23 protein-coding genes are annotated in these 25,987 nt (G+C 52.3%); 14 read left to right on the forward strand and 9 right to left on the reverse strand.

All coding sequences use genetic code 11. From position 1 onward, the window contains the following. The first annotated feature begins 53 nt into the window (after positions 1-53). The 3 genes from R3I13_RS17465 to R3I13_RS17475 are packed head-to-tail and all read left to right on the forward strand — an operon-like array spanning position 54 to position 2,931. On the forward strand, positions 54-416 hold the full coding sequence (locus R3I13_RS17465; protein WP_346319242.1) for a response regulator transcription factor: 363 nt from the start codon (positions 54-56) through the stop codon (positions 414-416). Continuing rightward, complete coding sequence (locus tag R3I13_RS17470; RefSeq protein ID WP_346319243.1) at positions 413-1,501, forward strand: HEAT repeat domain-containing protein; 1,089 nt, start codon at positions 413-415, stop codon at positions 1,499-1,501. The genes R3I13_RS17465 and R3I13_RS17470 overlap by 4 nt, the downstream gene beginning before the upstream one ends. Further along, positions 1,498-2,931, forward strand: coding sequence for a glycosyltransferase (locus R3I13_RS17475; RefSeq protein WP_346319244.1), 1,434 nt, complete (start codon positions 1,498-1,500; stop codon positions 2,929-2,931). Before R3I13_RS17470 ends, R3I13_RS17475 begins: the two co-directional genes overlap by 4 nt. Positions 2,932-2,933: 2 nt before the next feature. On the opposite strand, the gene R3I13_RS17480 is transcribed toward R3I13_RS17475, so the two are convergent. Together R3I13_RS17480 and R3I13_RS17485 are read right to left on the reverse strand one after the other, a co-directional pair. Then, positions 2,934-3,371, reverse strand: coding sequence for a GNAT family N-acetyltransferase (locus tag R3I13_RS17480; RefSeq protein ID WP_346319245.1), 438 nt, complete (start codon positions 3,369-3,371; stop codon positions 2,934-2,936). Positions 3,372-3,419: 48 nt separating this feature from the next. Next, a complete protein-coding gene (locus R3I13_RS17485) occupies positions 3,420-4,235 on the reverse strand; it encodes a universal stress protein (protein ID WP_346319246.1) in 816 nt (271 codons plus the stop codon). Positions 4,236-4,430: 195 nt separating this feature from the next. Here R3I13_RS17485 and R3I13_RS17490 point away from each other — a divergent pair, with 195 nt between their 5' ends. Next, positions 4,431-5,171 carry a hypothetical protein gene (locus tag R3I13_RS17490; protein WP_346319247.1) on the forward strand — a complete coding sequence of 247 codons (741 nt, stop codon included), beginning with the start codon at positions 4,431-4,433 and terminating at the stop codon, positions 5,169-5,171. A gap of 216 nt (positions 5,172-5,387) precedes the next feature. On the opposite strand, the gene R3I13_RS17495 is transcribed toward R3I13_RS17490, so the two are convergent. Together R3I13_RS17495 and R3I13_RS17500 are read right to left on the reverse strand one after the other, a co-directional pair. After that, on the reverse strand, positions 5,388-6,359 hold the full coding sequence (locus tag R3I13_RS17495; RefSeq protein ID WP_346319248.1) for a glycoside hydrolase family 43 protein: 972 nt from the start codon (positions 6,357-6,359) through the stop codon (positions 5,388-5,390). Between the two features lie 46 nt (positions 6,360-6,405). Next, entirely contained in the window at positions 6,406-6,831 is a 426-nt protein-coding gene (locus R3I13_RS17500; protein ID WP_346319249.1) for a carbohydrate-binding protein, read from the reverse strand. A gap of 560 nt (positions 6,832-7,391) precedes the next feature. Between R3I13_RS17500 and R3I13_RS17505 the strand changes: the two genes are divergently transcribed. Next, a complete protein-coding gene (locus R3I13_RS17505) occupies positions 7,392-9,515 on the forward strand; it encodes a GH92 family glycosyl hydrolase (protein WP_346319250.1) in 2,124 nt (707 codons plus the stop codon). A gap of 135 nt (positions 9,516-9,650) precedes the next feature. Here the strand turns inward: R3I13_RS17505 and R3I13_RS17510 are convergent, their stop codons facing one another. Beyond that, complete coding sequence (locus tag R3I13_RS17510) at positions 9,651-10,967, reverse strand: HAMP domain-containing sensor histidine kinase (RefSeq protein WP_346319251.1); 1,317 nt, start codon at positions 10,965-10,967, stop codon at positions 9,651-9,653. An 85-nt stretch (positions 10,968-11,052) separates the two neighbouring features. Between R3I13_RS17510 and R3I13_RS17515 the strand changes: the two genes are divergently transcribed. Beyond that, positions 11,053-11,895: a hypothetical protein gene (locus R3I13_RS17515; protein ID WP_346319252.1), complete on the forward strand. Its 843-nt coding sequence runs from the start codon at positions 11,053-11,055 to the stop codon at positions 11,893-11,895. Positions 11,896-11,951: 56 nt separating this feature from the next. After that, the gene (locus R3I13_RS17520) at positions 11,952-12,800 is read left to right on the forward strand and encodes a ThuA domain-containing protein (protein ID WP_346319253.1); all 849 of its coding nucleotides are present in this window, start codon (positions 11,952-11,954) and stop codon (positions 12,798-12,800) included. A gap of 221 nt (positions 12,801-13,021) precedes the next feature. Here the strand turns inward: R3I13_RS17520 and R3I13_RS17525 are convergent, their stop codons facing one another. From R3I13_RS17525 to R3I13_RS17535, 3 genes are all read right to left on the reverse strand, one after another. Then, positions 13,022-13,747: a LytTR family DNA-binding domain-containing protein gene (locus tag R3I13_RS17525; RefSeq protein ID WP_346319254.1), complete on the reverse strand. Its 726-nt coding sequence runs from the start codon at positions 13,745-13,747 to the stop codon at positions 13,022-13,024. Then, positions 13,713-14,828 carry a histidine kinase gene (locus R3I13_RS17530; RefSeq protein WP_346319255.1) on the reverse strand — a complete coding sequence of 372 codons (1,116 nt, stop codon included), beginning with the start codon at positions 14,826-14,828 and terminating at the stop codon, positions 13,713-13,715. The genes R3I13_RS17525 and R3I13_RS17530 overlap by 35 nt, the downstream gene beginning before the upstream one ends. A gap of 135 nt (positions 14,829-14,963) precedes the next feature. Then, positions 14,964-15,920: a serine hydrolase domain-containing protein gene (locus R3I13_RS17535; RefSeq protein WP_346319256.1), complete on the reverse strand. Its 957-nt coding sequence runs from the start codon at positions 15,918-15,920 to the stop codon at positions 14,964-14,966. Positions 15,921-16,085: 165 nt separating this feature from the next. Between R3I13_RS17535 and R3I13_RS17540 the strand changes: the two genes are divergently transcribed. The 7 genes from R3I13_RS17540 to R3I13_RS17570 all read left to right on the forward strand — a co-directional run bounded on the left by R3I13_RS17540 (position 16,086) and on the right by R3I13_RS17570 (position 25,066). Beyond that, positions 16,086-16,445, forward strand: coding sequence for a nuclear transport factor 2 family protein (locus R3I13_RS17540; RefSeq protein ID WP_346319257.1), 360 nt, complete (start codon positions 16,086-16,088; stop codon positions 16,443-16,445). 45 nt (positions 16,446-16,490) lie between these two features. Further along, positions 16,491-16,664, forward strand: coding sequence for a hypothetical protein (locus R3I13_RS17545; RefSeq protein ID WP_346319258.1), 174 nt, complete (start codon positions 16,491-16,493; stop codon positions 16,662-16,664). Positions 16,665-17,450: 786 nt separating this feature from the next. Further along, complete coding sequence (locus tag R3I13_RS17550) at positions 17,451-20,492, forward strand: TonB-dependent receptor (RefSeq protein WP_346319259.1); 3,042 nt, start codon at positions 17,451-17,453, stop codon at positions 20,490-20,492. Between the two features lie 11 nt (positions 20,493-20,503). Next, positions 20,504-22,369, forward strand: coding sequence for a RagB/SusD family nutrient uptake outer membrane protein (locus R3I13_RS17555; RefSeq protein ID WP_346319260.1), 1,866 nt, complete (start codon positions 20,504-20,506; stop codon positions 22,367-22,369). Between the two features lie 17 nt (positions 22,370-22,386). Next, a complete protein-coding gene (locus tag R3I13_RS17560; protein WP_346319261.1) occupies positions 22,387-22,791 on the forward strand; it encodes a hypothetical protein in 405 nt (134 codons plus the stop codon). A 24-nt stretch (positions 22,792-22,815) separates the two neighbouring features. Further along, complete coding sequence (locus tag R3I13_RS17565) at positions 22,816-23,799, forward strand: DUF4466 family protein (RefSeq protein WP_346319262.1); 984 nt, start codon at positions 22,816-22,818, stop codon at positions 23,797-23,799. A gap of 61 nt (positions 23,800-23,860) precedes the next feature. Beyond that, entirely contained in the window at positions 23,861-25,066 is a 1,206-nt protein-coding gene (locus tag R3I13_RS17570) for an alginate lyase family protein (RefSeq protein WP_346319263.1), read from the forward strand. Between the two features lie 71 nt (positions 25,067-25,137). Here the strand turns inward: R3I13_RS17570 and R3I13_RS17575 are convergent, their stop codons facing one another. Further along, positions 25,138-25,950: a ThuA domain-containing protein gene (locus tag R3I13_RS17575; RefSeq protein WP_346319264.1), complete on the reverse strand. Its 813-nt coding sequence runs from the start codon at positions 25,948-25,950 to the stop codon at positions 25,138-25,140. Between the last annotated feature and the right edge of the window lie 37 nt (positions 25,951-25,987).

Below are 25,987 nucleotides of genomic sequence, written 5' to 3' on the forward strand. Positions count from 1 at the left end.
CTTACAATTCAGCGGAATATTATATATTTATGTTACCGAGACAACCTACAGTTATGAAAGTATTAATTGCGGAGGACGATAACCTGATACGCAAAACAATCGAGATCAAGCTTGCGAAAGAAGGCTACGAGGTCATATCCTGTGCAGAAGGCGCATCCGCGCTGGATTCCATCAGATCGGAACAGCCGGATGTGGTGTTGACGGACATCATGCTGCCCGCTGTATCCGGCCTGGAGATCGTAAGCGCCGTCAAACAATCTGAGGGCAAGCCGATCAAAGTGATCGTATTATCCACCATGGGACAGGAAAATATCGTGGAAGAAGCCTTTAAGCTGGGGGCGGATGATTATATGACCAAACCTTTCAGCCTTACCGAGCTATCTATCCGTGTTAAAAAGCTCCTTCAATCCCAATGACGATCGCGATCCAACCTACTACGGTACCTGAGTACACGCTGTATGCCTATACCGTGTTATTCGCTGCGGTCATCCTGCTGATACTCATTTCCACCTCCTTTTACCTGCGCCTGCGCAAGCGCCGCTTTATGATAGAAAAGAATGTGCAGGCATTTTTTGATCAATGGCTGGGGCAGATGTTGCTGGGCGAATTTTCGGAAGAAGAGGAGATAGAAATACCCGGTGAACTGCAGGACCGCCGCAAATACCGCGTGGGGCGGCAATATGCTATCAACCAGCTGATCAATACCAAAAAGAACCTTATTGGTCTCGCATCCCGCAATGTGATCTATCTATATGAAAAACTGGGGCTGAAGAAAAGCTCGGTGAGCAAATTCCACAGCCGCCTCTGGTACAAAAAGGCGAAAGGCATTTATGAGCTGTACATGATGGAGCAGCGGGACTTGCAGCCGCAAATTCAGCCATATACCAACAGCCGGAACGAATACGTGCGCACCGAAGCGCAAACCGCTTTGCTGGCGTTCTCCGGTTTTAAAGGACTGGTTTTTCTCGGCACGCTGAAATATCCCATGAACAGCTGGCAGCAGGTAAAACTGCTGGAACAGCTGCAGCCATTGGATCCAGGGCATTTTGAAGCACTGCCGGCCTGGCTGGCTTCGGCCAACGACAGCGTGGTGATCTTTGCGCTGAAGCTGGCGGAGATCTACCAGCAGATGCAGGTGAAAGACGAAGCCATTGCCTGCCTGAAACACGATAATCCAAAAGTGCGCGGGCAGGCCATCCAGACGCTGGTGCGCATCGGCGACGATGCAACGCCCGCCGTGCTGGAAGGCCGTTATCTCTGGGAAACCGAGCACAACCGCACCCTGATCCTGGAAGCGCTGGAACACATTGCGAACGAAGAGGTGCTGCCTTTCCTGGAACGCGAGCTGGAAAACGACGACCCGGCTGTAAAGCTGCGCGCGGCAAGGGCAATTGCCCGCAATGTGAAAGGAGGGCTGGGCATCCTGCAGCATAAAGCGGCGGCTGTGAGTGAACCGTATGAAAAAATTTACCTCCACATCAAAAGCGAAATGGCACGATGAAGGATCTTGCGGAAATATTAGTCTACATCATTGTAACGGGCATTTTCCTGTATTCCGTTATATTGATCTGCTTTTACATTTTCATCGGCATCAATTCCATCAACGAAACCAGGGAATACCTGAACAAAAACGAGATTACGGATTACAGGCTGCTGGCCGCATCGCCGCATGCTCCCTCCGTCAGCATCCTGGCGCCGGCCTACAACGAAGGAGCGACCATCGTGGAGAATGTACGGTCGTTGCTGTCGCTGTACTACAACAAGCTGGAGCTGGTCGTCATCAACGACGGCAGTAAGGACGACAGCCTGCAAAAGCTGATAGATGCTTACCAACTGGAGAAAGTGGACTTTTATGTCAATTACCGCATTCCCACGAAGGAAGTGAAGGCCGTGTATAAAACGAAGCACCCTGCTTACAGCAAACTGGTAGTGGTAGACAAAGTGAACGGCGGCAAGGCCGATGCCCTGAATGTGGGGATCAATATCACCAGCAACGATTATATTATCTGCATAGACGCAGACTGCATCCTGGAGCACGATGCCATTCTTAAAATGGTAAAACCCTTCCTCGAAGAAGGCGATGAGAAAGTGATTGCATCCGGCGGGGTGATCAGGATCGCCAACTCCTGCGAGATCACGAACGGGCGGCTGACGAGGGTGTACCTGCCTGAAAACTACCTTGCGCGGATGCAGGCGCTGGAGTATATCCGCGCTTTCCTGCTGGGGCGCATGGCCTGGGCCAGGCTCGACGGGCTGCTGCTTATTTCCGGCGCTTTTGGCGCTTTCGATAAAGAGATCGCCATCCGCTGCGGCGGGTATAATACGAATACCGTTGGGGAAGATATGGAGCTGGTTGTGCGCATGCGCCGTTATATGCACGAGCAGGATATTCCCTACAAAGTAACCTACATTCCCGACCCGCTTTGCTGGACGGAAGCGCCGGAAACCGCTACCATCCTCAACCGCCAGCGCAACCGCTGGACGAGAGGGACGATAGAGACCCTGCGTTTTCACAAGAAAATATTCCTCAACCCCCGCTACGACCTGTTGGGGGCGCTGAGCTACCCTTACTGGCTTTTCTTTGAAATGCTGGCGCCGCTGATAGAATTCGTGGGTTTCATAGTATTCCTGCTACTGGCGTTTTGGGGACTGATCAACTGGCACATGTTCTTTGCCTTCCTGCTGTTCATCATCTTTTTCGGGTATCTCAATTCAATATTCGCCATTTACATGGAAGTGTTTACCTACAACCAGTACCGGCGCAGGAAAGAGATCATCAGGCTGATATGGGCCGCTTTGTCTGAACCGTTCTTTTTCCATCCATTCGTGGTGTGGGCGGGCATTAGGGGTTATTTCGACTTTTTCAGGAAACGGAAAGCCTGGGGAGAAATGACGCGCCGTGGTTTTACCAAACCTAAAGAGCAGGTATAGGCTTACATTTTTTCGTAATCGGTGATGGACATCGTGAATTTTATTTCACCGTTCAGTTTTATGCCCTGGTTCTTCCAGCCTTTCCGGATATAGAATCTTTCCGCCCTGGTATTGGGCGCAGTGCCCAGGCGCAGTGTATCTTCAAAGTATTCAAAGTACCATTCCAGCATAACGTCGTGCAGGCGGCGGCCGATGCCCCGGCCTTCCGCATCAGGATGTACGAACAGCGCCCAAACTTCGTGGGCGCGCGTGTTCACGATGGCAAACCCTTTTATTTCACCGCCTTCTTCAAACAGCCAGCCTTTACCGTCGGTAGTGAGGTAGCGCACATAATCGTTTTCAGTAACCAGCCCGGGATTACGGAGCACATTTTCACGCACCGCCATGCGGATGGCGTGCAGGGCGGGAATATCTTCAGTGGTGGCTTCACGCAGGGCCATTGCTCGGAGTTTTATGCAAAATTAGCGTTTCATTCCAGCCGGGCAATGTTAATTGTGTGCGATAAACAGCGGGCATTTGAGGTGTTTTTGGATCGTATCGGCCATGCTGCTGCGGAACCAGCGGCTTACCGTGCCTCGCTGGTATGCGCCGAGCACCACGAGGGTGGATTCGCCTTCCTTCTGTAAACGGTGCAGGATGGCGGCTTCCGGCTCGCCGTTGAGCACGGTGTATTGCGCGCGGGGATTGTGCCGTTTCATAAATTCTTTCATCAGCTTGTTTTCCGGCAGGTGAAGGTCTTCATCCTTTACCGTGATCACTTCCGCGGGCAGCTGGTTGGTTTCCGGGAGCGTGCCGGTGAACATTTTGATGGCGAATACAGAAGCGGGTGCGCCATCGTACAGCATGATCACTTTTTTCAGCGGTTTATATTCCAGCGGGGCGATCAGCACGGGGCATTGTACGCCGCTCAGCAGGTCGCGGATGAAACGGGTGGGCGGCGCTTCGGTGAAACGGGTGAAGGTTTCGTCTGCACAGATCACCAGGAGGTCCGCATAAATACTTTCCCGCATGAGGTCTGGCAGGGCAAATGATTTGTCGCGGTGCACCGCATGGTTGATACCGGCTTCGCGGCAATAGAATTCAAATTCTTTTACGGCGATATCCCGTTGCTGCTGATCTTTTTCAGACAGTTCTTTCAGGTTGCCCTGGTGGATAGCGTCTTCCATGCTGAAGCTGTTGCGCGTAAAGTCGTCGAGGAAAACACCCACGAGATGCGCATTTTCCTGTTTGGAAAGGTCGATGGCGGTTTTGATGCCGGAGAGCGATAGTTTAAGGCCATCCAGGGCTACGATGATCTTTTTCATGCTGTAAATTTCGGCGGTTACGAGAAATGAGGGAATGAGGAGTGTCAACGGGAAGGGTGACCGTGATCAGCCTTCTCTCACTATGAAACATTGAAAACCATAGTTCTGTTCATTCTTTGTTCATTTTCGTTTTTTTCGTTGCTGTGTGCAACAAATTTTTAAATTGGAAGTCTGGTCTTTGAAATGGAATTTGGGATGATTAAAGTTAACCTAAGAGATACGTTTGAATTAGAGGAAGTGTCGGATGATTTTTCCGCTATGACGTTTTATGTACCGTTAAAAGAGGGTGGAGAGGTACTGTTGAAAGTGAGTATTGAGGCATTGGATGATCCGATGTTACCGAATACGTATAATCTTGCGTTTGGACCTGTGGATGGCGAGGGGAATATTGATGATATGGCGAGAGTTTTTCATTCTAATCCTGACAAGGTATTTTCTACCATCTTATTGTTTTGTCTTTATTTTCTTCAAAAGAATGCCAGTTTCCAGATTGGGCTGGATGGTTCTGATGATACGAGAGCTTACTTATATCATCGTATGTTTATTACCAATAAGGAATATCTTGATGAATATTTTAAGGCTATTGGGGTAGATTGGTATTTAAGGTTACTAAGAAATGGGGATTTCGAAACAGATAGCGACGGACAATTCTTTTTTCAGCCTAAGCCTGAAGATTTTAATTATCAGCGACCGCTGAAAGATTTGTATCGTTATTATGTCTTTCAGTTACGTCAGAATAAAACAAAACAAACAAAAAATCTTAAATTTATTATATGGACCCGATCGTACAACAGAAACTTGATGAAATCGAGAAGATGCCCAAGACCCCGGGTCTTAGAAGACCTGCAAGGTCTTCAAATGAGCGCATCATTGATAACAACCTGTCAAGGGTTATCCGCACTAAAGAAGAAGCGGATCGGTTTATGGAACAAGTGAAAGCTATATTTGCTTATCAGGAATTGAAGTGGCAGCAAAAGAAAGAAGTAGAAGAGAGAAAATAAATGATATAGCCGCTTTAATCTATATTGTTTTAACTTCTGCATATAATGCGATGACGCGCAGAAGAAAAGCGAAAAAAAAGCGCAAGGAAAATATTCTTGATTTAAATGAAAGAGGTCGCTTCAATTTGAAACTGCCTCTTTCATTTTATACTCATTTCAACTTCTTCGCCTTCACCCCTTCCACCGTTATCTCCACCGGCTTTATCATTCCCTGCTCATCAAATTCCATCTTGTCTATGCACACCTCCCGGCTGTTCGCATCCGTTTCCGTCAGCGGACGGCGGTGGTAAACGATATACCAGCTTTCCTCACCCGGTACCTTTATCACCGAGTGATGACCGGCGCCTTTTGCGATGGCAGGGTTTTGCTGCAATATTTTCCCGATCCGCTTAAAAGGCCCCATCGGTGAATCCGCGATAGCATACGCCACGCTATAGTCAGGCCCCGTCCAGCCGCCCTCAGACCACATGAAATAATATTTGCCGTTCCGCTGGAACATGAACGGGCCTTCAACATACTTATCCGGCGTGATCTCCCTGAACACTGTGCCATCCGGGAATGGCTCGAAGCCGGTGAAATCTTCCTTCAGCCGTGCAATATTGCAATGCCGCCAGCCGCCATAGATCAGGTAATACTGGCCGTTGCTGTCATGGAAAACAAACTGGTCGATAGGCTGTGCGCCATTATGGAACTTATCGATCAGCGGCTTGCCCAGGTGATCCCTGAACGGCCCCTCCGGGCGGTCTGCCACCGCAACGCCAATGCCGCCCAACTGCTGGTCGTTCTGTATATCGTTGGCCCCGAAGAACAGGTAATACTTTCCTTTCTTTTCTATAACAGACGGCGCCCACATGGCCCGTTTGGCCCATCGGATGGCATTGGTGTCCAGTATGTGCGGATGTTTGGTCCATTTAACGAGATCAGGGCTCGAAAATGCATCCAGGAACACCTGCTTGCCATAAGGCGCCGAAAAGGTAGGATAGATCCAATATTGTTTCCCGAAGATGATCCCCTCCGGGTCCGCATACCAGCCCGGGAACACCGGGTTGCCCGCTTTTTTTTCCTGTGCTGAGACGTGAATGGTTAAAATGGCCGCGGCAGCCATACAGATTATTCGCTTCATGCTTGAAAAATACAAAAAACAATAGAACGCCAAAACGGAAAGCGCCCTACCGCTCCGCAAAATAATTATGGATAAACCCAAAGCCCGAGATCTGGAATTCGCCCTCGCCTTTAGCTACCAGGAAAAGATCATGGACGCCGAACGCGTTGCGCAACTGCCCGGTCAGCTTGAGTGTGAAGGTCGTATCCGCCGTATCGGGTATCTTCAGCGAACCGATCTTTTTCCCCTTCGGCCGGTCTATCCGGAATTCCAGCTTAGGCCCGTTCTTGCTTTTGATATTGCTGCTCACCAATATCTCGAACCCGATCTCCCCCATGCTGAGATTCACCTGGCGGAAAGCCAGGAACGACCCGTCCTTCATCTGGTACCTTACCGTGTCCGGCGGCGGGGTGCGCGAAAGCAACTGACCTCTTGCAGGCAGCGAAAGGGTAAATAAAATAGCTGCCGTTACAGCTAGTGCAAGAGGCCTCATAGGTAAGGGTTCCTTCAATATATTTTATTGAATAAAGACCGGGCTTTATTGTCTTTATCCAGGTTATCAATAAATATTTACATAAAGATAAATAATAATATTTACTTTCAGTCTCTATAGCATTATTAAAAAAACAATTATCTTTCGAACTCAGCCGATAGTGTGAACGCAGGGCGCTTCCGGGCAGAGACCGCCGCCATTCCTCCGGCTACATCCTCCATTAACACATTAATTCCGGCCATGCGCGGAAATTAATAGGTCTGTTAATCGTTTATTATACTCCCTGTTAAGCCCCGCGAATTTACTTTGTGATCTGATTTTTCACTGAACGTTTCCACGATGAAAACAGATCACGCATGGCGCATCCCTTTCCGTTCTCATTTCCCGGCCTTCCCGTTTGCCTGTTCCCGCTTTAAAGATGCAGGGGGAAAGCGCCACCGCTCTGTACCAGCCGGCAAAATAGGGCAGGCAGGTGCCGTTGCATATTGACTGTCAACGATTTTTAAAATAATTAACGGATATACCTTATGCTCAAACAATGCTTAAAATGGACAGGTGTTTTGTTGTTATTCATGCACCAGGGCTTCGCGCAGGATTTCCTGCCTTATGTGGACCCGAAGATCGGGAACGTTGGCCACCTGCTGCAGCCTACCCGCCCCACGGCGCAGCTGCCTAACCAGGTGATGCGCATGCACCCGGTAAGGGCGGATTATATCGACGACCAGGTCAAAAGTTTCCCGCTGCTGGTGGTTTCCCACCGCCTCGGCGAAGTATTCGCCGTAAAACCCCATACCGGCGCCACCGCGCCCGGGGCCATGACTTACGATCACGACCTGGAAGTGACACGCCCATGGGTGTACGAAACTTACCTGGTAGATGATGAGATCACGGTACGGTACACGCCCGGCGAAAAAGCAGGTATTTTCCGGTTCACCTTCCCGGCGGGCAAACCAAAGCACCTGCAGTTCAGCCCCTACAACAGCGGTTTCTTTGAATGGATATGGCTGGACAACAAAAGCGTAGCCGCGGTAGAAACCTGGCACGACGATGTAAAAGTGTTCCTCTACGGCGAATTCAGCACGCCCGGCGCCACCGGGAAACAGCAGATCAGCTTCGGGGCCGGCGCGCCGGAAACGATAGAGCTGCGGTATGCTGTGTCTTTCGTCAGCGCGGAACAGGCAAAAAAGAATTTCGGGAAAGAGGTCGGCAACGGCATTTCCTTTGATGCGCTGGAAAAGAAAGGTGAAGCGGCCTGGGCCAAAGTGATCAACCAGGTGCAGGTGACCGGCGGCACGGAAGCGCAACGCAGGTCCTTTTACACAGCCCTGTACCGCTGCTACGAACGGATGGTGGATATTACGGAAGACGGATCCTATTATTCCGGGTACGATAAAAAAGTGCACACCGGCGCCAGGCGCCCGTTTTATGTGGACGACTGGAGCTGGGATACCTACCTCGCCCATCACCCGCTCCGCACCATCCTCAACCCGCAGCAGGAAGAAGATATGCTGCAGTCGTATGTGAATATGTACGAACAAAGCGGCTGGATGCCCACATTCCCGGTGCTTTTCGGTGATCATGCCTGCATGAACGGCTTCCATTCCTCCGTTACTTTCCTGGACGCATACCGCAAAGGCCTCCGCAATTTTGACGTGGAAAAGGCATACGAAGGCATGAAGAAAAACGCCAGCGAGGCCACCATGCTACCCTGGCGCAATGGCCCCAAAGGCCCGCTGGACGACGTTTATCTCACCAAGGGTTTTTTCCCGGCTTTGCCTAAAGGCGAAAAGGAAACAGACCCGATGGTGCACGGCTTCGAGAAGCGGCAGGCCGTGGCGGTAACACTTGGCGGCGCGTACGACGATTGGGCGCTGGGCCAGCTGGCAGGAGAACTGAAGAAAAATAGTGACAAAGCAGCTTTTGCAAAACGCGCGCTGAACTACAAAAACCTCTGGCAGCCGCAGGTAAAGATGTTCATGCCGAAAGACGGCCAGGACAACTGGATCAAAATAGACCCAAAGATAGACGGGGGCATGGGCGGCCGTGAGTTCTATGATGAAAATAACGGCTACACCTACCAGTGGCAGGTGCAGCACGACATTGCAGGCCTGCGCGATCTTTTCGGCGGGGCCAAAGAGATGGAAGCCGCGCTGGACCAGCTGTACCGCGAAGGGTTGGGACGCAGCAAATACGAGTTCTGGAGCATCTTCCCGGACGCCACCGGCCTCACAGGGCAGTACTCCATGGGCAATGAACCCAGCTTTCATATTCCGTATCTCTACAACTACACCGGCAGCCCCTGGAAAACACAGAAGCGCATCCGCTTTTTACTGGACGTATGGTTCAAAGACAACATCTTCGGCATTCCCGGCGATGAAGACGGCGGGGGGATGAGCGCTTTCGTGGTCTTTTCTTCCATGGGCTTCTATCCTGTAACGCCCGGCATTCCGGAATACAGCATCGGCAGCCCGCTGTTCGAAAAAGTAAGCATACAGCTGGCAGGCAACAAACAATTCACAATACTGGCGCATAATGCGTCTGTCGTCAATAAATACATTCAAAGCGCAAAGTTCAACGGCCAGCCTTTACTGAAGCCGGTATTTACGCACGGGCAACTGGTGAGCGGCGGCACCCTCGAACTGGAAATGGGGCCCAAACCCAACAAAAGCTGGGGGGCTATGTAAGACATCGTTCCTTAAAAATTCAATTTGCTGTTAGTAAAGTTCACTGTAAAAAACTCGTCATTGCCTGATGAGCACTTTTAAGTAGTAACGTGATAACAAATGAAAGCCCGCCCGTGGTCTCACAGGCGGGCATTTTTAAAAATCGTCCTCATCGTCTTCTTCTTCCCTGGAAAGAGTGCCGGCGGGAAGCACAACGGTGAAGAGGGTGCCCTTGCCCGGGGAGCTATTTACGACAAGTTTCCCGTTGTTGAGCTGGGTGAATTCCTGGCACAGCAGCAGCCCCAGGCCGCTGCCTCTTTCGCCGCCGGTGCCGTAGGAGGGAATGGTCTTTAAGGAGAACAGCTCGCCCATCTTCTCCGGCGGAATACCGATCCCTTCGTCGCGCACGGCGAAAGTGACGGTGCCATTCTCCTGGCTGGCCGCAAAGTGAATATGGCCACCCGGGTGGCTGAACTTGATGGCGTTGCTGATGAGGTTGCGGAGGATAACGGCTACCTGTTCGCGGTCTGCATACACAAAAATATTTTCCTGCACTTCCTGCGTTACACGTAAAGATTTCCCTTCGATACCGGGTTGGAACATCTGCAGTATTTCATTGGCCAGCGGGGCGGGAGGGAAGTGTTCCGGCGCGGTCCTGATGCCGCGCATCTGCCCCATGCTCCAGCGCAGCATATTGTCTATAGACCCGCCGAGGTGATGCACTTTTTTATACAGTTCTTCGGACGCTTCGAGCATATTGCTTTCGTTGTATTCGCCTTTGCGGAACATGTCCAGCAGCAGCTCCAGCGTGGCAAGCGGCCCGCGGATGTCGTGCGCGATCACGGAGAACAGTTTTTCCTTGTCGCGGTTAAGCGCGGCGAGGGCCTGGCGTTTGGCCTCCAGTTCCTGCTGGTAATCGGCATGCACCTGCTTAAAGTAGCTCAGCGCAAGGATGGGGAACAGCAGGGAGCAGGCCACGTTGAAAACGATACGCGGAACAGGCACCTGCGCGGCTTGTTCGGCCCCGGTGAAGTGAATGATGAGGAAAGCGGAAATGGTTACCAGCGAAAGGCTGCAGGTCAGCCAGGCGTTATCGTATACCAGGATGGTGATAATAAGGATGTTCAGCAGGAAATATTCCGCGCCGTTGCGGTATATCAGGGCGGCCATAGAATAGAGCACGATGCTGTAAATGATCAGCAGCATCCGCGCGCTGAGGTAACGCTGCCGCCGGTGAAGCCAGAACACGGCAAGGCTGCCAGCCACATTCAGCCCGTTGATGCAGCTCAGCAGGTACCGGCCCTGAATTGCGTTAACAATACAGAAAATGGACATCAGCGGCACCCAGGGAAGGGCCAGCAGGTTCAGCAGCTTCGTACGCCTGGCTTCAATAAAAGGCATTCCCGGCCGCACGCCAATGTTGGCAATACGCCTGAACAGGTTGAGGAATGGTGGCTGGGAAAAGGCCGGCATAGGCGCAAAGATAAACATCCCGCGCCTACGGCAGGTAACGTTTCCGCATAAACCTGTACATTTGCCTCCTGAAAAATTGACCAGGATGGCAGAGAGATATTTCACCCGGCAGCAGTTTATCGCCAGATTTCCCGAAGAAGTGATCCTTGCGGCAGACGTGTACGGCAGGATGACCGGCAGCGGTTTCCCTGAATACGCCCTGGCGGAATTTGACGTGTATTTTATATCGGATGCGCAGGAGAAGCTGGAAAAGCTGGCCGCCTTCCTGGTTGCTGCCTATGGCATGAAAACGAAGTCTGTCAGCCTGCAAAACGGCCAGTGGGAGCTGGAAACGCTTTCCCCGAAGTTCCCGGTGGACGCGGATAACCTGCTGTGCTGGGCTATAGACCTGGCCATTAAAGGTTATGAGCACGATTGCCGGCTGGACGGGTACGGCACTTTTGCCGGGGCGGACAGTAAAGATTTCCAGGATGAATCCACCGGCCGGCTGGCTTATTATTTTGAGCTGGCCATGGAATCGTACCGGCAGCGAAACTTCGGCGCCGCTGTGATCAACTTCACCACGGCCATCCGCATCTTCCCGGAGAACGCGAATTCCTGGTATTCCCGCGCCATCGCCAAAGAGGAAATACTGCTGGGCGCCAAAGCCCGCGAAGATTACGACAAGGCCATTTCCCTTTCCCCTGAATTCAAAGAAGCATACATCAACCGCGCAGTGAATAAAGACGATGCCGGCGAATATGAAGCCGCCATGCTGGATCACAATAAAGCCCTGGAGCTGGATGCGCTCAATCCTATGGTGTATTTTAACAGGGGCAATACCCGGCAGCACCTGGGCGACCAGGCAGGCGCCTGCAGCGACTGGAAAAAGGCGAAAGACCTGGGCGCGGAATACGCCGTGGCCAGACTGGATGAGTATTGTAAATAACAGTGACTATCTGTAGATTGTGTGGTACCGGGATTTCCACATAAACGCCCATCTTCATGCACAAACTTTTAAAAACGGTTATCGTGTTAGTGTTGCTGGCTGGCTTCAGCCTGTCCATGCTCCGGCCTGATACTTCCGTGATCGTTCCTTCTTCCAAAAATGGCAGCACCCTTACCTGCCTGCTTTCCGGTGAAATTGTACAGTCCGCCAGGATACCGCGCTTCAAAGCGCTGGTGCTCGCGGAGCCCGGCGGCCATCACATTCCCTACACGAGCGCCGCAAAGCCCTGGCTGGATCAGCTGGCGGCAGACAGCAACTTCAGCATTGAATACATACAGAATACCGACCTGATCAATGAAGGTTTCTTAAAAGATTTCCAGCTGTTCATCCAGCTCGATTACCCGCCCTATGCCTGGAAACCCGCAGCGGTAAAAGCTTTTGAGGCCTATATTCAATCCGGGAAAGGCGGCTGGATCGGTTTCCATCACGCCACGCTGCTCGGCGAATTCGACGGCTTTCCCATGTGGCAGTGGTTTTCGGATTTCATGGGCGGCATCCGTTTCAAAGATTACATCGCGGATTTTGCAAAAGGGAAAGTAGTAGTGGAAGATGCGGCGCACCCCGTCATGAAAGGAATTAAAAATGCTTTCTGGATAGAAAAAGAAGAATGGTATACCTATAACAAAAGCCCGCGGCCCAACGTGCATGTGATCGCCAGTGTAGACGAAAACAGCTATTCGCCCGCTACAAATAAAAAGATGGGCGACCACCCGGTGATCTGGAGCAACCCGCGCATGCCGGGGAAGAACATCTATATTTTCATGGGCCATTCACCGGACCTGTTCCGCAATCCAGACTATATCACCCTTTTCAGGAACGCTATCAGCTGGGCCTCGCAGCCGTAAAGGCGAATGCTTTACACCCGCAAACGGTTCCTGCCAGCCTGTACCCGCACGCGCGGGCGGCTCCTGCCGGGCAACAGCAGCAAATACCTGCGTATGAAAATGATCATCCTTCTCATGCTAATGATTTTGTAACCACAAAATACCGGGGAAACAAATGCCTTTGCGTTTATATCGACCAACTGCCCGTACACCGGACCAACTGCCGCGCCCTTCGACGAAATTCAGTAGATAAGCTTCCGGAGGTTCTCCGTGTAATTGCGGCCGATGCTCAGTTCCGTGCCGTTTTGCATCACAACGAACATCTTGCTGACGTCCCGGTATACTTCTTTGATGTGGAGGATGTTGACGATATGCGAGCGGTGGATGCGGATGAACTTTTCCGGGTCCAGCCGCCGTTCCAGCGTGCCGATGCCCTGCGAGCTGAGGTATGGCTGCCCGGCAGTATGTATCTGTGTGTAATCCTTTTCCGCTTTCAGGTAGAGGATATCATCCACCGCGAGATTCTTCAGGCGGTTGCCTTTTTCCACGAATATGCGGCTGGGATAATTGCCGGTATTGGTTTCTGCGAGGAAGTGCAGGTTCCGGGCCTGGGTGTTCCGGCGCACTTTTTCCATGGTGAGGCTGAAACGTTCCCTGGTATAGGGTTTCAGCAGGTAGTCCAGCGCATTCAGCTCAAACGCGCGGATGGCAAACTGGTCGTAAGCCGTGGTGAACACGATGAGCGGTATATGGGTAATTTCCTGCAGCACCTGGAAGCCGTTGATGGCGGGCATCTGGATGTCCAGGAACACGAGGTCCGGCTGGATGGCGTTAATGTCTCGTATGGCTTCCGCGCCGTTGCGGCATTCGCCGGAAACGGCTATCCCGGGGAAATCTTCCAGGTATTCCCTGATCAGGAAACGGGACGCTTCCTCATCGTCTATGATCAATGCTGTTTTCCGTTGCATGGGCATTGGTATGGATATAGAACGTAAATATCAGGCCCGAAGGCTTGTTGCGGGTGATATGTATGGTTTCCGAAAATAAAAGCTCAAGCCGCTGGCGGGTATTCTTCAACCCAACGCCGGGGGAAGCCAGCAGGTCCCGCGGGTCGCCGGTATACCCTACGCCGGTATCGCTGATCACGATCTTCAATTTCCCCGGCAACTGTTCTACCGCTATATTGATGCGCCCGCCGTCTATGCTCGGGGCAATCCCGTGCCTGACGGCATTTTCCACGACAGGTTGCAGCAGCATGGATGGCACCAGGATATCAGCGGCCCCGTTCAGCGGCGAAATGCTGAATTGAAGCCGGTCTTTAAAACGCGAGTGCTCCACTTCAAGCATGGTGCGGATGAAACGGATCTCTTCCCGCAATGGCACCCATTCATGCTCGGTACAATACAGCGAATAACGGAAAGTATCCGCCAGCCGGGCGATCAGTTCACGGGTAGATTCCTGTTCTGCCGGCACGCTGGCGCTGATGGAGTTGAGCGTGTTGAACAGGAAATGCGGCTGTATCTGCGCTTTCAGGGCATTGATCTCGCTGTTGAAGGCCAGGGCCGATAATTCTTTTTCCTTCTGCAGCTGCGCTTCCCGCTCCAGGTAGAAGTGATATACATGCAGCATGGCAAACACCTGGACATAAAAAACGAGGGTCGGGAAAAAGCTCAGCGCAAAATCTTTTAACGACAGCACCGGCCGGCCAGCAACCAGGTGGTACACATCCATCATCAACAGCCAGGTAATGATATACACCGGTGCGGCATACAGGTGGAGGAGAAAGCGTTTCTTCAGCGGCCGGTCCCTGTACCGGCGGAAGATCAGCCACCATGCGGGCAGGCAGGCCAGGCCCATAGACACTGAATCCACCGCTACTGAGATGAGCCAGGAGGGATGCACCTTTTTGGAGAGCGCCGTCGGCACCGCCAGTATCAGTCCCTGGCATGCGAATATCAAAAAGTAGAGGATGATCTCCAGCCGTGTAACGCCCATAAACACTTTACGGTGGAAGAAAGAAGGCTTGTTGACCGGGGCGCTTTTAGACATGATGAGTGATGCAGGGATTAAAGTTGCAAAAATGGAATAAAAATTATTTAGCGCATGGAATTTTATACCAGTGGCAAAAGACGCGGTGCAGTGGCGGCTGGAATGAAAAAACGCCCCGGGCCGGGGCGTTTTATGCTAAGGGTGAACGATTTCGCGGATCTTATCCTGGAGCCGGTAAGTATCATCCATATCCTCCGGCTTTTGCGTGATGTTTTCCAATATCACCAGGCTCAGCTGCTGCTGCGGGTACCAGATGCAGGTGGTATGAAAGCCGCCAATATAGCCATTGTGGCTCAGTTCATCGTTCAACACCTGGATGCCGTAGCCATAGGCCACTGTTCCCCAGCGGTGTGCGGGGCGGGCGGATGACGGGGTGATCATAAGACGGTAGCTGCTGTCTTTCAGTATCTTTCCCGTGTGCAGTTGCTGGTTCCAGCGGGTAAGGTCTTCCGCGGTGGAAACGATGGCGCCGCCCGGTATGGGTAAACGGCTGTAATCGAAAGTAACGGGCTTGCCGTTTTCATAAGGCGTAACCAGGTGTTTGATAGCCGGGGCCATTGCCGTAGTGTGAAGCATGCCGCAGCGTTTGAACAGTTCCGCTGCCAGCTCGCCGTATGTTTTGCCGCTTGTTTTTTCCAGCACGTCGGCCGCCACGCTGAAAGACATGGTGGCATACCGGAACTGGCTGCCGGGCCTGAAAGCCAGCGGTTTTCCCCACATGACGATGCCGGAGGTATGGTTCAATATTTGATGCAGGGTTACACTGTCTGCCCATGCATCCGGGTAGTCCGGCAGGTATTTGCGGATGGGCGTATGCAGCTGCACCAGGCCCTTTTCCGCGGCCAGCAGCACCAGTACGGCGGTCACCTGTTTGCTGACGGAGCCGATGATGAACTGGTCGTTTGTCCGTATAGGCGTATGGGCTTCAGTATTGGCGGATCCATGGCTCTTCAGGTACTGCATGTTTCCTTTCCGGGATATGGCCACTACGCCGTTGAAAGAAGGGAGCTGAAGTACGGAATCCAATGCAGATTGTGCAAAAGAATGAAGGCTGATGAGGCAGCAGATCACCAGGATGGGTAAACGGTTCATGTGTTTAAAGAAGCGCAGGTTTTTAATGCGGGTTATCAAAACTACAGTGAAAAAACTGCATTTGACAGGAGGATGAAAATTATTTTTTACCCATCATGAAATTTGTATGAAGCCGGTTTCCCGGCAAGGATAAAAAGCAGATATTTACCATTCAAAATTTACGTTATGACTACAGAACAAATCGCAAAACGCCTGGTGGAATTGTGCCGCAAAGGCGACTTCGAAACAGCGCAGAGAGAACTTTTCGCTGATGACGTGCTAAGCGTTGAACCCTACGAGACGCCAGATTTTCCTAAAGAAGAAAGGGGGCTGGACAACATCATCAAAAAAGGAGAGAAGTTCAATTCCATGATTGAGGAGGTGCATGAGATCTATGTGCACGAACCCGTTATCACCGGAAACATCATTGCTTTCGTATCCGGCATGGACCTTACCATGAAGGGCAGGGGCCGCGCGAAATGGGAAGAGCTGTGCGTGTATACAGTGAAGGACGGGAAGATCATTTCCGAGCATTTCTTCATGTAACTTATTTCGTCACCTGCATGGGGATATTGCATATATTCGAGTACTATGAAATTCAAACATGCTATCCTTATTGCCTTTGCTGCCATTGTCGCCACTATAGCAGGGGCACTCTTTAAACTCCAGCACTGGCCCGGCGCGGCGGAAACGATGCTGGTGGCCATGATATTGATGATTGCAGCGCTTATCAGCCTGATCTATACCATCGCGAGGCAAAAATAAATACGGGGATTCCTGAAAGGGAGACTGGTCCTCTTAATCCGCGTGTATGCTTTTGGCAAGACTTTTCAAAGCGGCCGACACAGTATGCCAGGCTACTATGACAGATGCAAATGTTTGCCGCTTAACTCAAAAGGCTATCAGGATAAAACACAGGCAAGAATAAACGAAATAATGCAAACGATTGCTAATTCGTGAGAAACTGGAGCATGATCTGCCCCCTGGCTGCCGTCGTTCGGCTTGTGTATAACCACTTTTTTCGAGCGTTTCAGGAGCAACATACAGGAAAAACCTGCGGCCAGTCCTATATGGAGGATAAAATTTGATATAATATAAAGACAAAAAATGATATTTCTGACCATTTATCGATTGCCTTAATTCCTTTATCATAGCGAATTCTGAGGCATGTTTGTTAACGGAACAGGCCAGAAAATACCCCGGAACAGCAAAATGCCCGAAAATTTTTATTTCAATCGATTGTTTTTTATACATTTGTTAAAGCAGGAGTAGGATATTGCCAAAATCTTGACTACCCATCAACAAGAGACTAAACTTTAATCACAAAATCAAATCAACTTTCCACGGTATGCTATCAACACAAAAACTGATTTTTATGTAGATAAATGCAAACGTTTGCATTTTCTGACGGCGTTTGGCCGTAATGTCCGCTAAAAAAGCGGGCAATTGCCATTTTATTGCTGATACCTTCTCAAACTAAGCGTTATGATCAAACATTCACCTCCCTTTTCATGCAGGCGGCCCTTCCACCGTTTCTGCATGTTGCTGCTTATGGCAGTCTTTATCGCCGGCACGGCCCGGGCACAACAAACCTATGTCATCACCGGCCGCGTAACAGACGACCTGAAAGCGCCGCTTCCAGGTGTGACCGTGGCCGTTAAAGGCACCACCACCGGCTCCGCGACAGATGCCACGGGTAATTTCAACATTAAAAATGCACCGGCTTCCTCCGGCATCCTCGTGTTCACCTACATCGGTTATGCCACGCAGGAAGTGCCCTACACCGCAGGCAAGGCAGTGCTGGTAACGCTCAAGACCGACCAGAAAGCACTCGGCGAAGTGGTGGTGGTAGGGTACGGCACCCAAAAGAAAGTGAACCTCGTGGGCGCAGTATCCGCAGTGAAGGTCGATGAAAAGATCACCAACCGCTCGCTACCCAATGCTTCGTCCGCACTTTCCGGCCTTGTGCCCGGCCTTGCAGTTTCGCAGTCTACCGGCATGGCAGGCCGCAACGGCGCGGCGCTCATCATCCGCGGCCTTGGCACGGTGAACAATGCCAACCCGCTGGTGGTAGTGGATGGCATGCCCGACGTAGACATCAACCGCCTGAACATGAACGATATCGAAAGCGTGTCTGTACTGAAAGACGCAACCTCGGCTTCGGTATACGGATCGCGCGCGGCGAACGGCGTTATCCTCATCACCACCAAATCCGGTAAGGGACAGAAGAGAACATCCATCAACTTCAACGGTACTTTCGGCTTGCAAAAGCCGACGCGCGCCTACGATTTCATGGCAGACTACCCAAGAGGCCTCACCCTGCACCAGCGCCAGAACGCAGTGGCCACTTCGCGCTCCCAGTGGAAGTTCAAAGACGGCACTATCGACCAATGGATGGCGCTGGGTATGATCGATCCGCTGGCTTATCCCAATACCGACTGGTGGGATGTGATCATGCGCGACGGGCAATTGCAGAATTATAATATCTCCGCTTCAGGCGGCAATGAACAGTCCAACTTCTTTATGTCTGTTGGCGTGCTGGATGAAAAAGGCCTGCAGATCAACAACGACTACAAACAATATAACGCCCGCTTCAGCTATGACTACAAGGTGCGCAGGAACATGAATGCCGGCGTGAAATTCAACGGCAACTGGTCCAAAATGGTGTATGCACTGGAAGATGGTTTTACGGACGACAACTCGGCCAACACTGCCGGCTTTGACATGCAATACGCCATCGCGGGCATTACGCCCTACGACCCGGTATCGGGAAAATACGGCGGCGTAATGGCGTATGGCGAAGACGCACAGGCGTACAATCCTTACACCGTATACCAGAACACGCTCAACCGCCAGAACCGCCAGGAAGCAAACGGCCAGGCTTATTTCGACTGGACGCCGATACCCGGCCTCACCGGCAGGCTCGATTACTCGCTGAACTATTTCAACCAGTTCCGTTATAACGCGAACATCCCGAACCAGGCCTGGAATTTCCAGTCCAACTCCCCGGGCAGCCGCGTATACGTGGGTGAAAACGCCGGTATCGGCAACTTCACGAACACCGGTTACAAAACGATGATGACCGGCCGCATCAGCTACAACAGGAAGATCGCTGATAACCATGAGATCTCTGTGCTGGGCGTATACAGCGAAGAATACTGGAATACGCGCGCGCAGAACAGCAGCCGAAACGACAGGCTGCATCCCGATCTTCATGAAGTGGATGCTGCATTATCCGGCATACAGAGCGCTTCCGGCAACTCCAGCACTGAAGGCCTCCGTTCATATATCGGGCGCATCAATTATACAGCGTTTGAAAAATACCTGCTGGAAGCGAACTTCCGTTACGACGGTTCCTCCAAATTCCTCCCCGGCAGCCGCTATGGCTTCTTCCCTTCAGTAGCGGTAGGCTGGCGCTTCACGGAAGAGAATTTCATTAAACCCATTACCGGCAGAGTGCTCAGCAATGGCAAGCTGAGAGCTTCTTACGGCAGTCTTGGCAACAACAGCGGCGTGGAAAGATATGAACAGCAATCCACGCTCTCCGCCAGCCACTATATGCTCGGGCAGGATATTGCAAAGGGTTTCGTATACCGTAAAATGGTGAACCCCGATCTTACCTGGGAAACCTCCACTGTGTTCAATCTTGGCCTGGACCTTGGTTTCCTGGACAACAGGCTCACTGCAGAGCTGGATTATTACGACAGGCTTACCACCGATATGCTCAGGCCTTCCGACCTGTCTATGCTGCTCACCGGCGCATACGACGCTCCCCGCCGCAACATCGGCAACCTGCGCAACCGTGGCGTGGAAGCCAACATCACCTGGAGCGACCGCATTGGCCAGTTCAACTATGGCCTCAACTTCAACGCATCCTACAACCGCACCAATCTCGAGAAATGGAACGAGTTCCTTGCAAAAGGATGGATATTCCTGGACATGCCTTACCACTTCCTGATCACCTATGAGGACATTGGTATTGCAAGAACCTGGGAAGACGTGTACAACAATACCCCGCAGAGCGCTTCTCCCGGCGACCTCATCCGCAAGGACGTGAACGGCGACGGCCAGATCAACGACAACGATAAAGTGGCTTACCCGGATGTGCAGCGCGACCGTCCTACCGCCAATTATTCTTTCAGCGGAAACGTTTCCTGGAAAGGCATCGACGTGGCTTTCCTGGTAACCGCGGCCACCGGGCGGAAAGATTACTGGATCAATAACTACAACAACGTAAACCCCGCCGCAGCGCGCTACGCCTGGTCGTGGGACCACTGGAACCTTCCCTGGAACAACGACAATCCAAACGGGGAATGGCCACGCCTTGGCGGCTCAGGGAATAACCGTTCAGAAACTTCCTTCTGGCTGGACAACCTGAACTATATCCGCTTCAAGAACGTACAGGTAGGATATTCCATCCCCGCCGGCATCCTGAAAAGGGTTGGCCTGTATAGCTTCAGGGTATTCGGTTCTGCCGAGAACCTGGGTACTATTACCAAATTCCGCGGCCTGGACCCGGAACTGACAGGCAACAAGAGCAATGCCTATCCCCTGAACAAGTCTTATTCCTTCGGCATTAATGTGGGCCTTTAAAAGCATGAATTATGAAAAGAACACGCATTCATATACAATTGATAGCTATTGCTGCGGGGTGGTGTGTATTGGCTACATCCTGCGTGAAGAACCTGCTGGATCAGCTGCCAACGACAGAACTGGCTGATTCAGAATTCTGGAAAACGGAGAAAGACGCAAAGATCGCCATCATGGGCGCTTATGCGGACGTCCGCCCGCTGTTTGACCGTGAATATTACTGGGACGGGCTGGCCGATTACCAGCGTACCCGTGGAACCAGCGCGGCATCCGACCTGCAGAAAGGTAACGCGTACCCGACCGGCAACTGGAATCCCGCTTCCCCTTCAGGCGGCGGCGAGCGGTATGATAATATGTTCCGCTACCTGTATGGCGGTGTGAACAGGACGAATTATGTGATCGAGAACGTCAGGAAAATGATCCCGAACGTGAACAGCTCCGCGGTGCCCGAACTGGAGCGGATCATGGGCGAGGCGCGTTTGCTGCGGGGCATGGTGTATTTCAGGCTGATCTCGCTGTGGGGCGATGTGCCTTATTTTACACAGATCGTAACGGACAACAACCAGGTATCGCAGGTAGAACGTATGCCGATCAAACAGATCAAGGATTCCATTTATGCGGACCTTACTTATGCATACGAGAAACTCCCGTTAGTATCTACCGAGCAGGGCCGCGCCACCAAGGCCGCCGCGCTTGGTTTCCGCGGAAAGCTCATGCTGTATTGGGCCTGCTGGAATAAATTCGGATGGCCGGAGCTGGAAGGCTTCCAGCCCAGCGCTGCCGAAGCGACAGACGGCTATACGAAAGCAGCGGCGGACCTGAAGGAAGTGTCCATGAACATGGGGCTCTCGCTCTTCAGGAACGGCGAGCCCGGCGAGATCGACGAGCTGGGTAAAGCGGATAAACTGCCGAACTATTATTACCTCTTCACGCCGGTGGCGAACGACATTACCACCAACAAGGAATTCGTGATGTATTTCACGCACGGCGGCACCGGCACCAACCAGGGCGAAGAGCTGATGCGCGATGTGGCCGGCCGTTCGCACGAAGGTTCACAATGCTGGATCACTCCCCGCTACGAAATTGCCGACAGGTACCAGCTGCTCAGCACCGGCGATTTCGCGCCCCCGCTGATCCCCTTGAATCCTACCACGCCCGATGCAAGAACACGCCCGAATTCCGCATTGAACCCGCAGAGCTACGCCAACCGCGACTATCGCATGAAATCCTCCATCATGTGGGATTTCGAGCTGAGCGTCGGGTTCAATTCACTCAAATCGACCGGCTTCCTTCCATTCATCTACAACACCTGGAACTCGCCCAATATCGTTGTGAACGGCATCCGGTACGACAATGTATATAATACCGACGGCTGCAATACCGGTTACGTATACCGCAAGTTCCTCCGCAACACAGCCGGCCTGGGCAGGAGCGAAGGCAACTATTCCTACCCGATTATGCGCCTTGCCGATGTTTTCCTGATGTATGCGGAAGCTTCCAACGCGATCGGCGGGCCTAATGCCGACGCCATTGAGCTGGTGAACAAGATCCGCCGCCGCGCCGCACTGCCCGATCTGGCAGCGGATAAATACAGCAGCCCGGAAGCATTCTTCAATGCCATAGAACAGGAGCGCATCGTGGAATTGCTGGGCGAAGGCCAGCGTTTCTGGGACCTCCGCCGCTGGAGAGCACTGGAAAGGATCTGGGGCCCTCCTAACGGACCCGGCCGCGATTTCCTGGACACACACGGCGAAGCCAATACGGAAGATGTATTCCAAAACCAGCCGGAAAGAGCTTACCAGCGGGCATATATCTTCAGGATACCGCCGGCTGAAAGGGAACGCAACCCCAAGCTCACACAGAACACTCCATGGTTATAATTTAAAAATTTGATGAGATGAAGAAATATATTTCAGCAGTTTTCATAATAATGCTTCCCGCGATGATCTGGATGGGTTGTTCGAAAGACAAGCCTGTGGATGAAGACGGCCTGCTTATCACTACCCGTAAGGAATGCGCCGTTACCAGCTTTGAAATGCTGGGTACGGACCACCTGGTGGTGCATGGCAAAACAGCAGTGATAGACACCACTGCTCAAACCATCAACGTAACGGTGCGTTTCGGAACGGACCTGAAAAAGATATGGCCGAAATTCGGCTTGTCGCAGGATTGCAAGCTGGACCCGAAGATCACCACCTGGGTGGACTTTTCAGACCTCGGTACGCAAAAGACCTGGACCGTTATTTCCGGCGACAGGCAGGTGCGGAAAACCTACAAGGTGTTCGTAACGGTTGAGCAATAATTGTCTCAATTAAAACATTGAATCATGACAGGAAAATTCTTTCGATATACAACAGTGCTTGCCGCGGCAGTGATGTTCGCATCATGCAGCGACAAGGACTACCAGGTGCCGCAGCCGAAGACTGAGCTGCAGAATGACGCCATCAAACGCAGCATTGGCCCCAATATGGCGGGGCTTCGCATGGAGTTCGCATATGCCATGGCCATCCCGGCCGGCAAAGGCAAGATCGTTTCCGCGCAAGTGGAAGCATCTATTGCCGGCGCGCCTGCCACATTCCTGGAGCACAGGTCGTTTTATACCAACGGCTCCGGCGCCGATATAGGCGTGGTAGTGGGGGATCCTTCGGAGAACAAGGGCAACACCACCTCCGTGACCTTCACGAAAGACACGATGGCGGCTACGCTCCGGTACTATTACGTTCCTGCTGACGAAGCGCGCGGTAAGGAAGTGAGCTTTAAGTTCACCGCCCGCGCCAGCAACGGCGAAACCGTATCGTACGATCTCGGTCCCTACAAAATAGCCAATATGGAAATGAAGCTGGACATTGCGCTGGCAGACAATGGCGCGAAGTATATTTCCATTGCTGACATGGCGGCTTACAACCAGGCGGATGCAGCGCTGCATGCGGATAAGATCGACCTGGTATACCTGCACCGTTCCATCCCGAATATCACTTTCGGCCATGCGCTGGTAGCGCCTGCCGCCGATCCCCAATACCTGCCCGGCATCACGCTGCCTGCGGGTGTGAACAGGGATGCGAAGCTGATGAAAACCTGGAACCTCCGCGACCAGCAGCTGGCAAGGCTTTCACAGGGTGTGTTCATTGATGATGTGGATTTCCAGAAGCTCACTTTCGGTGATGTGGCGGATTACACGCTCAACCTCGCGAAAGAATACGGGGTATGGGTGGAAACGGCGGATGGGAAATACAGGGCGTATATTTTCATCAATGCCGCCAACAGCAACAAAACAGCGGTGATCAGCATCAAACGTTATACAATGAAGTAATGCACGAACGGGGGCTGGCCGGCCAGTCCCCGTTTCATTTTTAATTATTCCATAAGAAACTATGAAAAATATATTGTCATGGAGTAAGTTCCTGCTCTGCCTGGCGCTCAGCCTGGACTGCCTGGCTGCAGACACGCCGCAAACCTTCCTGATGCGCCCCGAAACGCTTGTGAAAGGTAAACAGCTTGTGCAGCAGGGCGACGCAGCGGTGGTGAAAGCGCTGGGAAGCATTTTGCAGGACGCAGATAAAGCCCTGAAAAATGGCCCGTATTCAGTGGTGTTCAAAGAAAAAATACCGCCCAGTGGCGACAAGCACGATTATATGAGCGTAGGCCCTTACTGGTGGCCTGATTCCACCAAGAAGGATGGTCTGCCTTATATCCGGAAAGACGGGCAGGTGAACCCCGAACGTTTTTCCATCCGCGATGCGGAATATCATAACGCGCTCTGCCGCGACGTTTACCTGCTGAGCATTGCATGGTATTACACCGGGAAGCAGGATTACGCGGCGCATGCGGCCCGTTTGCTCCGCGCCTGGTTCATCGATCCTGCTACGCGTATGAACCCAAACCTGAATTTCGGGCAGTCGATCCCCGGTATCACGCAGGGGCGCGGTATTGGATTGATAGACACACGGGCCCTTGCCAAACTGCTGGACGGCGTTTCGCTGCTGAAAGGCTCCCATGCATTGAACGCGGGCGAAAGCGCCGCTATCCGCCAGTGGTATGCCAGCTTCCTGCAATGGATGCGCACCAGCCCCATCGGGATGGACGAAGCGGATGAACATAACAACCACGGCACCTGGTACGACGTGCAAACCGTGTCTATCTCCCTGTTCCTGGGCGATACGGCGCAGGCGGCAAAAATACTGCGGGAGCAGACCATTCCCCGCATCGAAAGCCAGCTGAAAGAAGACGGCAGCCAGCCACACGAGCTGGCACGCACGCTTTCCTGGAATTATTCGCAGATGAACCTGAAAGGATTTTTTGAGCTGGCGCGCCTGGCAGAAAACGTACAGCTCAACCTCTGGACCATGGAAACGCGCGGCGGCAAAAGCCTCAAAAAGGCGTTCAGCTGGATGCTGGCGCATGCAGATCCCGCCGCTCCCTGGCCTTACCAGCAGATCAAGCCGCGGGATATGAAAGGTTTTGCTGAACTCGCCCGCCTGGTTGCCCCGCGTTATCCAGACCTGGACGTGCGGAAACTGCCGGCGCAGGAGACCGACAGGCAGGCCGACCTGGTCTTATTGACGGGAAGCGACTTGTAGGGACGGTCCCTTCAGCAATCCGGCAGGAACGCCGGCAAATACAGGAAGGGATTGTATTTCATACATACAGGTTATTGCGCCGCGCCGCCCAGCCACAGCAGGCTGTTAATGATCAGCTGGTTTTGCACGGCATTATCAAACGTAAAAGACAGCGTTTTATTGGTCTTGTTTTCGTAATCAATATCGTTGTGGCCCATGTTCATATAAACCATCTTATAATTTTTATTGCTCCACACCACCGGGTAATAGCCGCTGGTCCAGATCTCATGCTGCTTGGGGCCGGTGCCGAGCGGGAAGCTGGAAGGGTCTATGGCCAGCAGGATGCGGATGTCCGGGTTTTGGCGGAGGTCGTTGCTCCAGCGGTACCATTCGTTTGGCGAGGCGGCGAAGGTTTTGGGAAGGGCTTTCACAGCTGGATGCGTAGAATCTTCCACCCGCAGCACGGCGGAAGTGGGCCGCCAGGTGTTGCTGCCGTAGGAGCCTGAGCCGAGGAAAGTATTGTGGTACCAGTCCCAGTTCTGCGGGAATTGCGATGGCGTGAGTGCAAATGCCGAGAAATGGAAACCCATCCAGGCGCCGCCTTTTTCCATGTATTCGCGGAAAGCTTCCCGCTGGGCGGTTTTTTCGGGCCGTGTGTCCAGGAAGATCACTACGTTGTAATTGGCCAGGAAAGCGGCATTCAGGTTATCCCAGTTGCTGGTGGAATCGTAAGTGAAATGATACTTCGCGCCCATGGCGGGAAACCATTGATTCGCCTCGCGCACGAAGCTGATATGCGCCTGGTCGTTTTTCCCGGTGAAAAAGGCGATCACTTTAAAAGGGCGCTGCGCAAGAGCGCTGGTGCAGGAAAGCAAGGCAAGGCATAAGATAGCGCGGAATTTCATATGACTAAATCTACATTAATTTTTTAGAATCTCTCCG

It is taken from the genome of Chitinophaga sp. YIM B06452 (assembly GCF_039655965.1).
Classification (GTDB): domain Bacteria; phylum Bacteroidota; class Bacteroidia; order Chitinophagales; family Chitinophagaceae; genus Chitinophaga.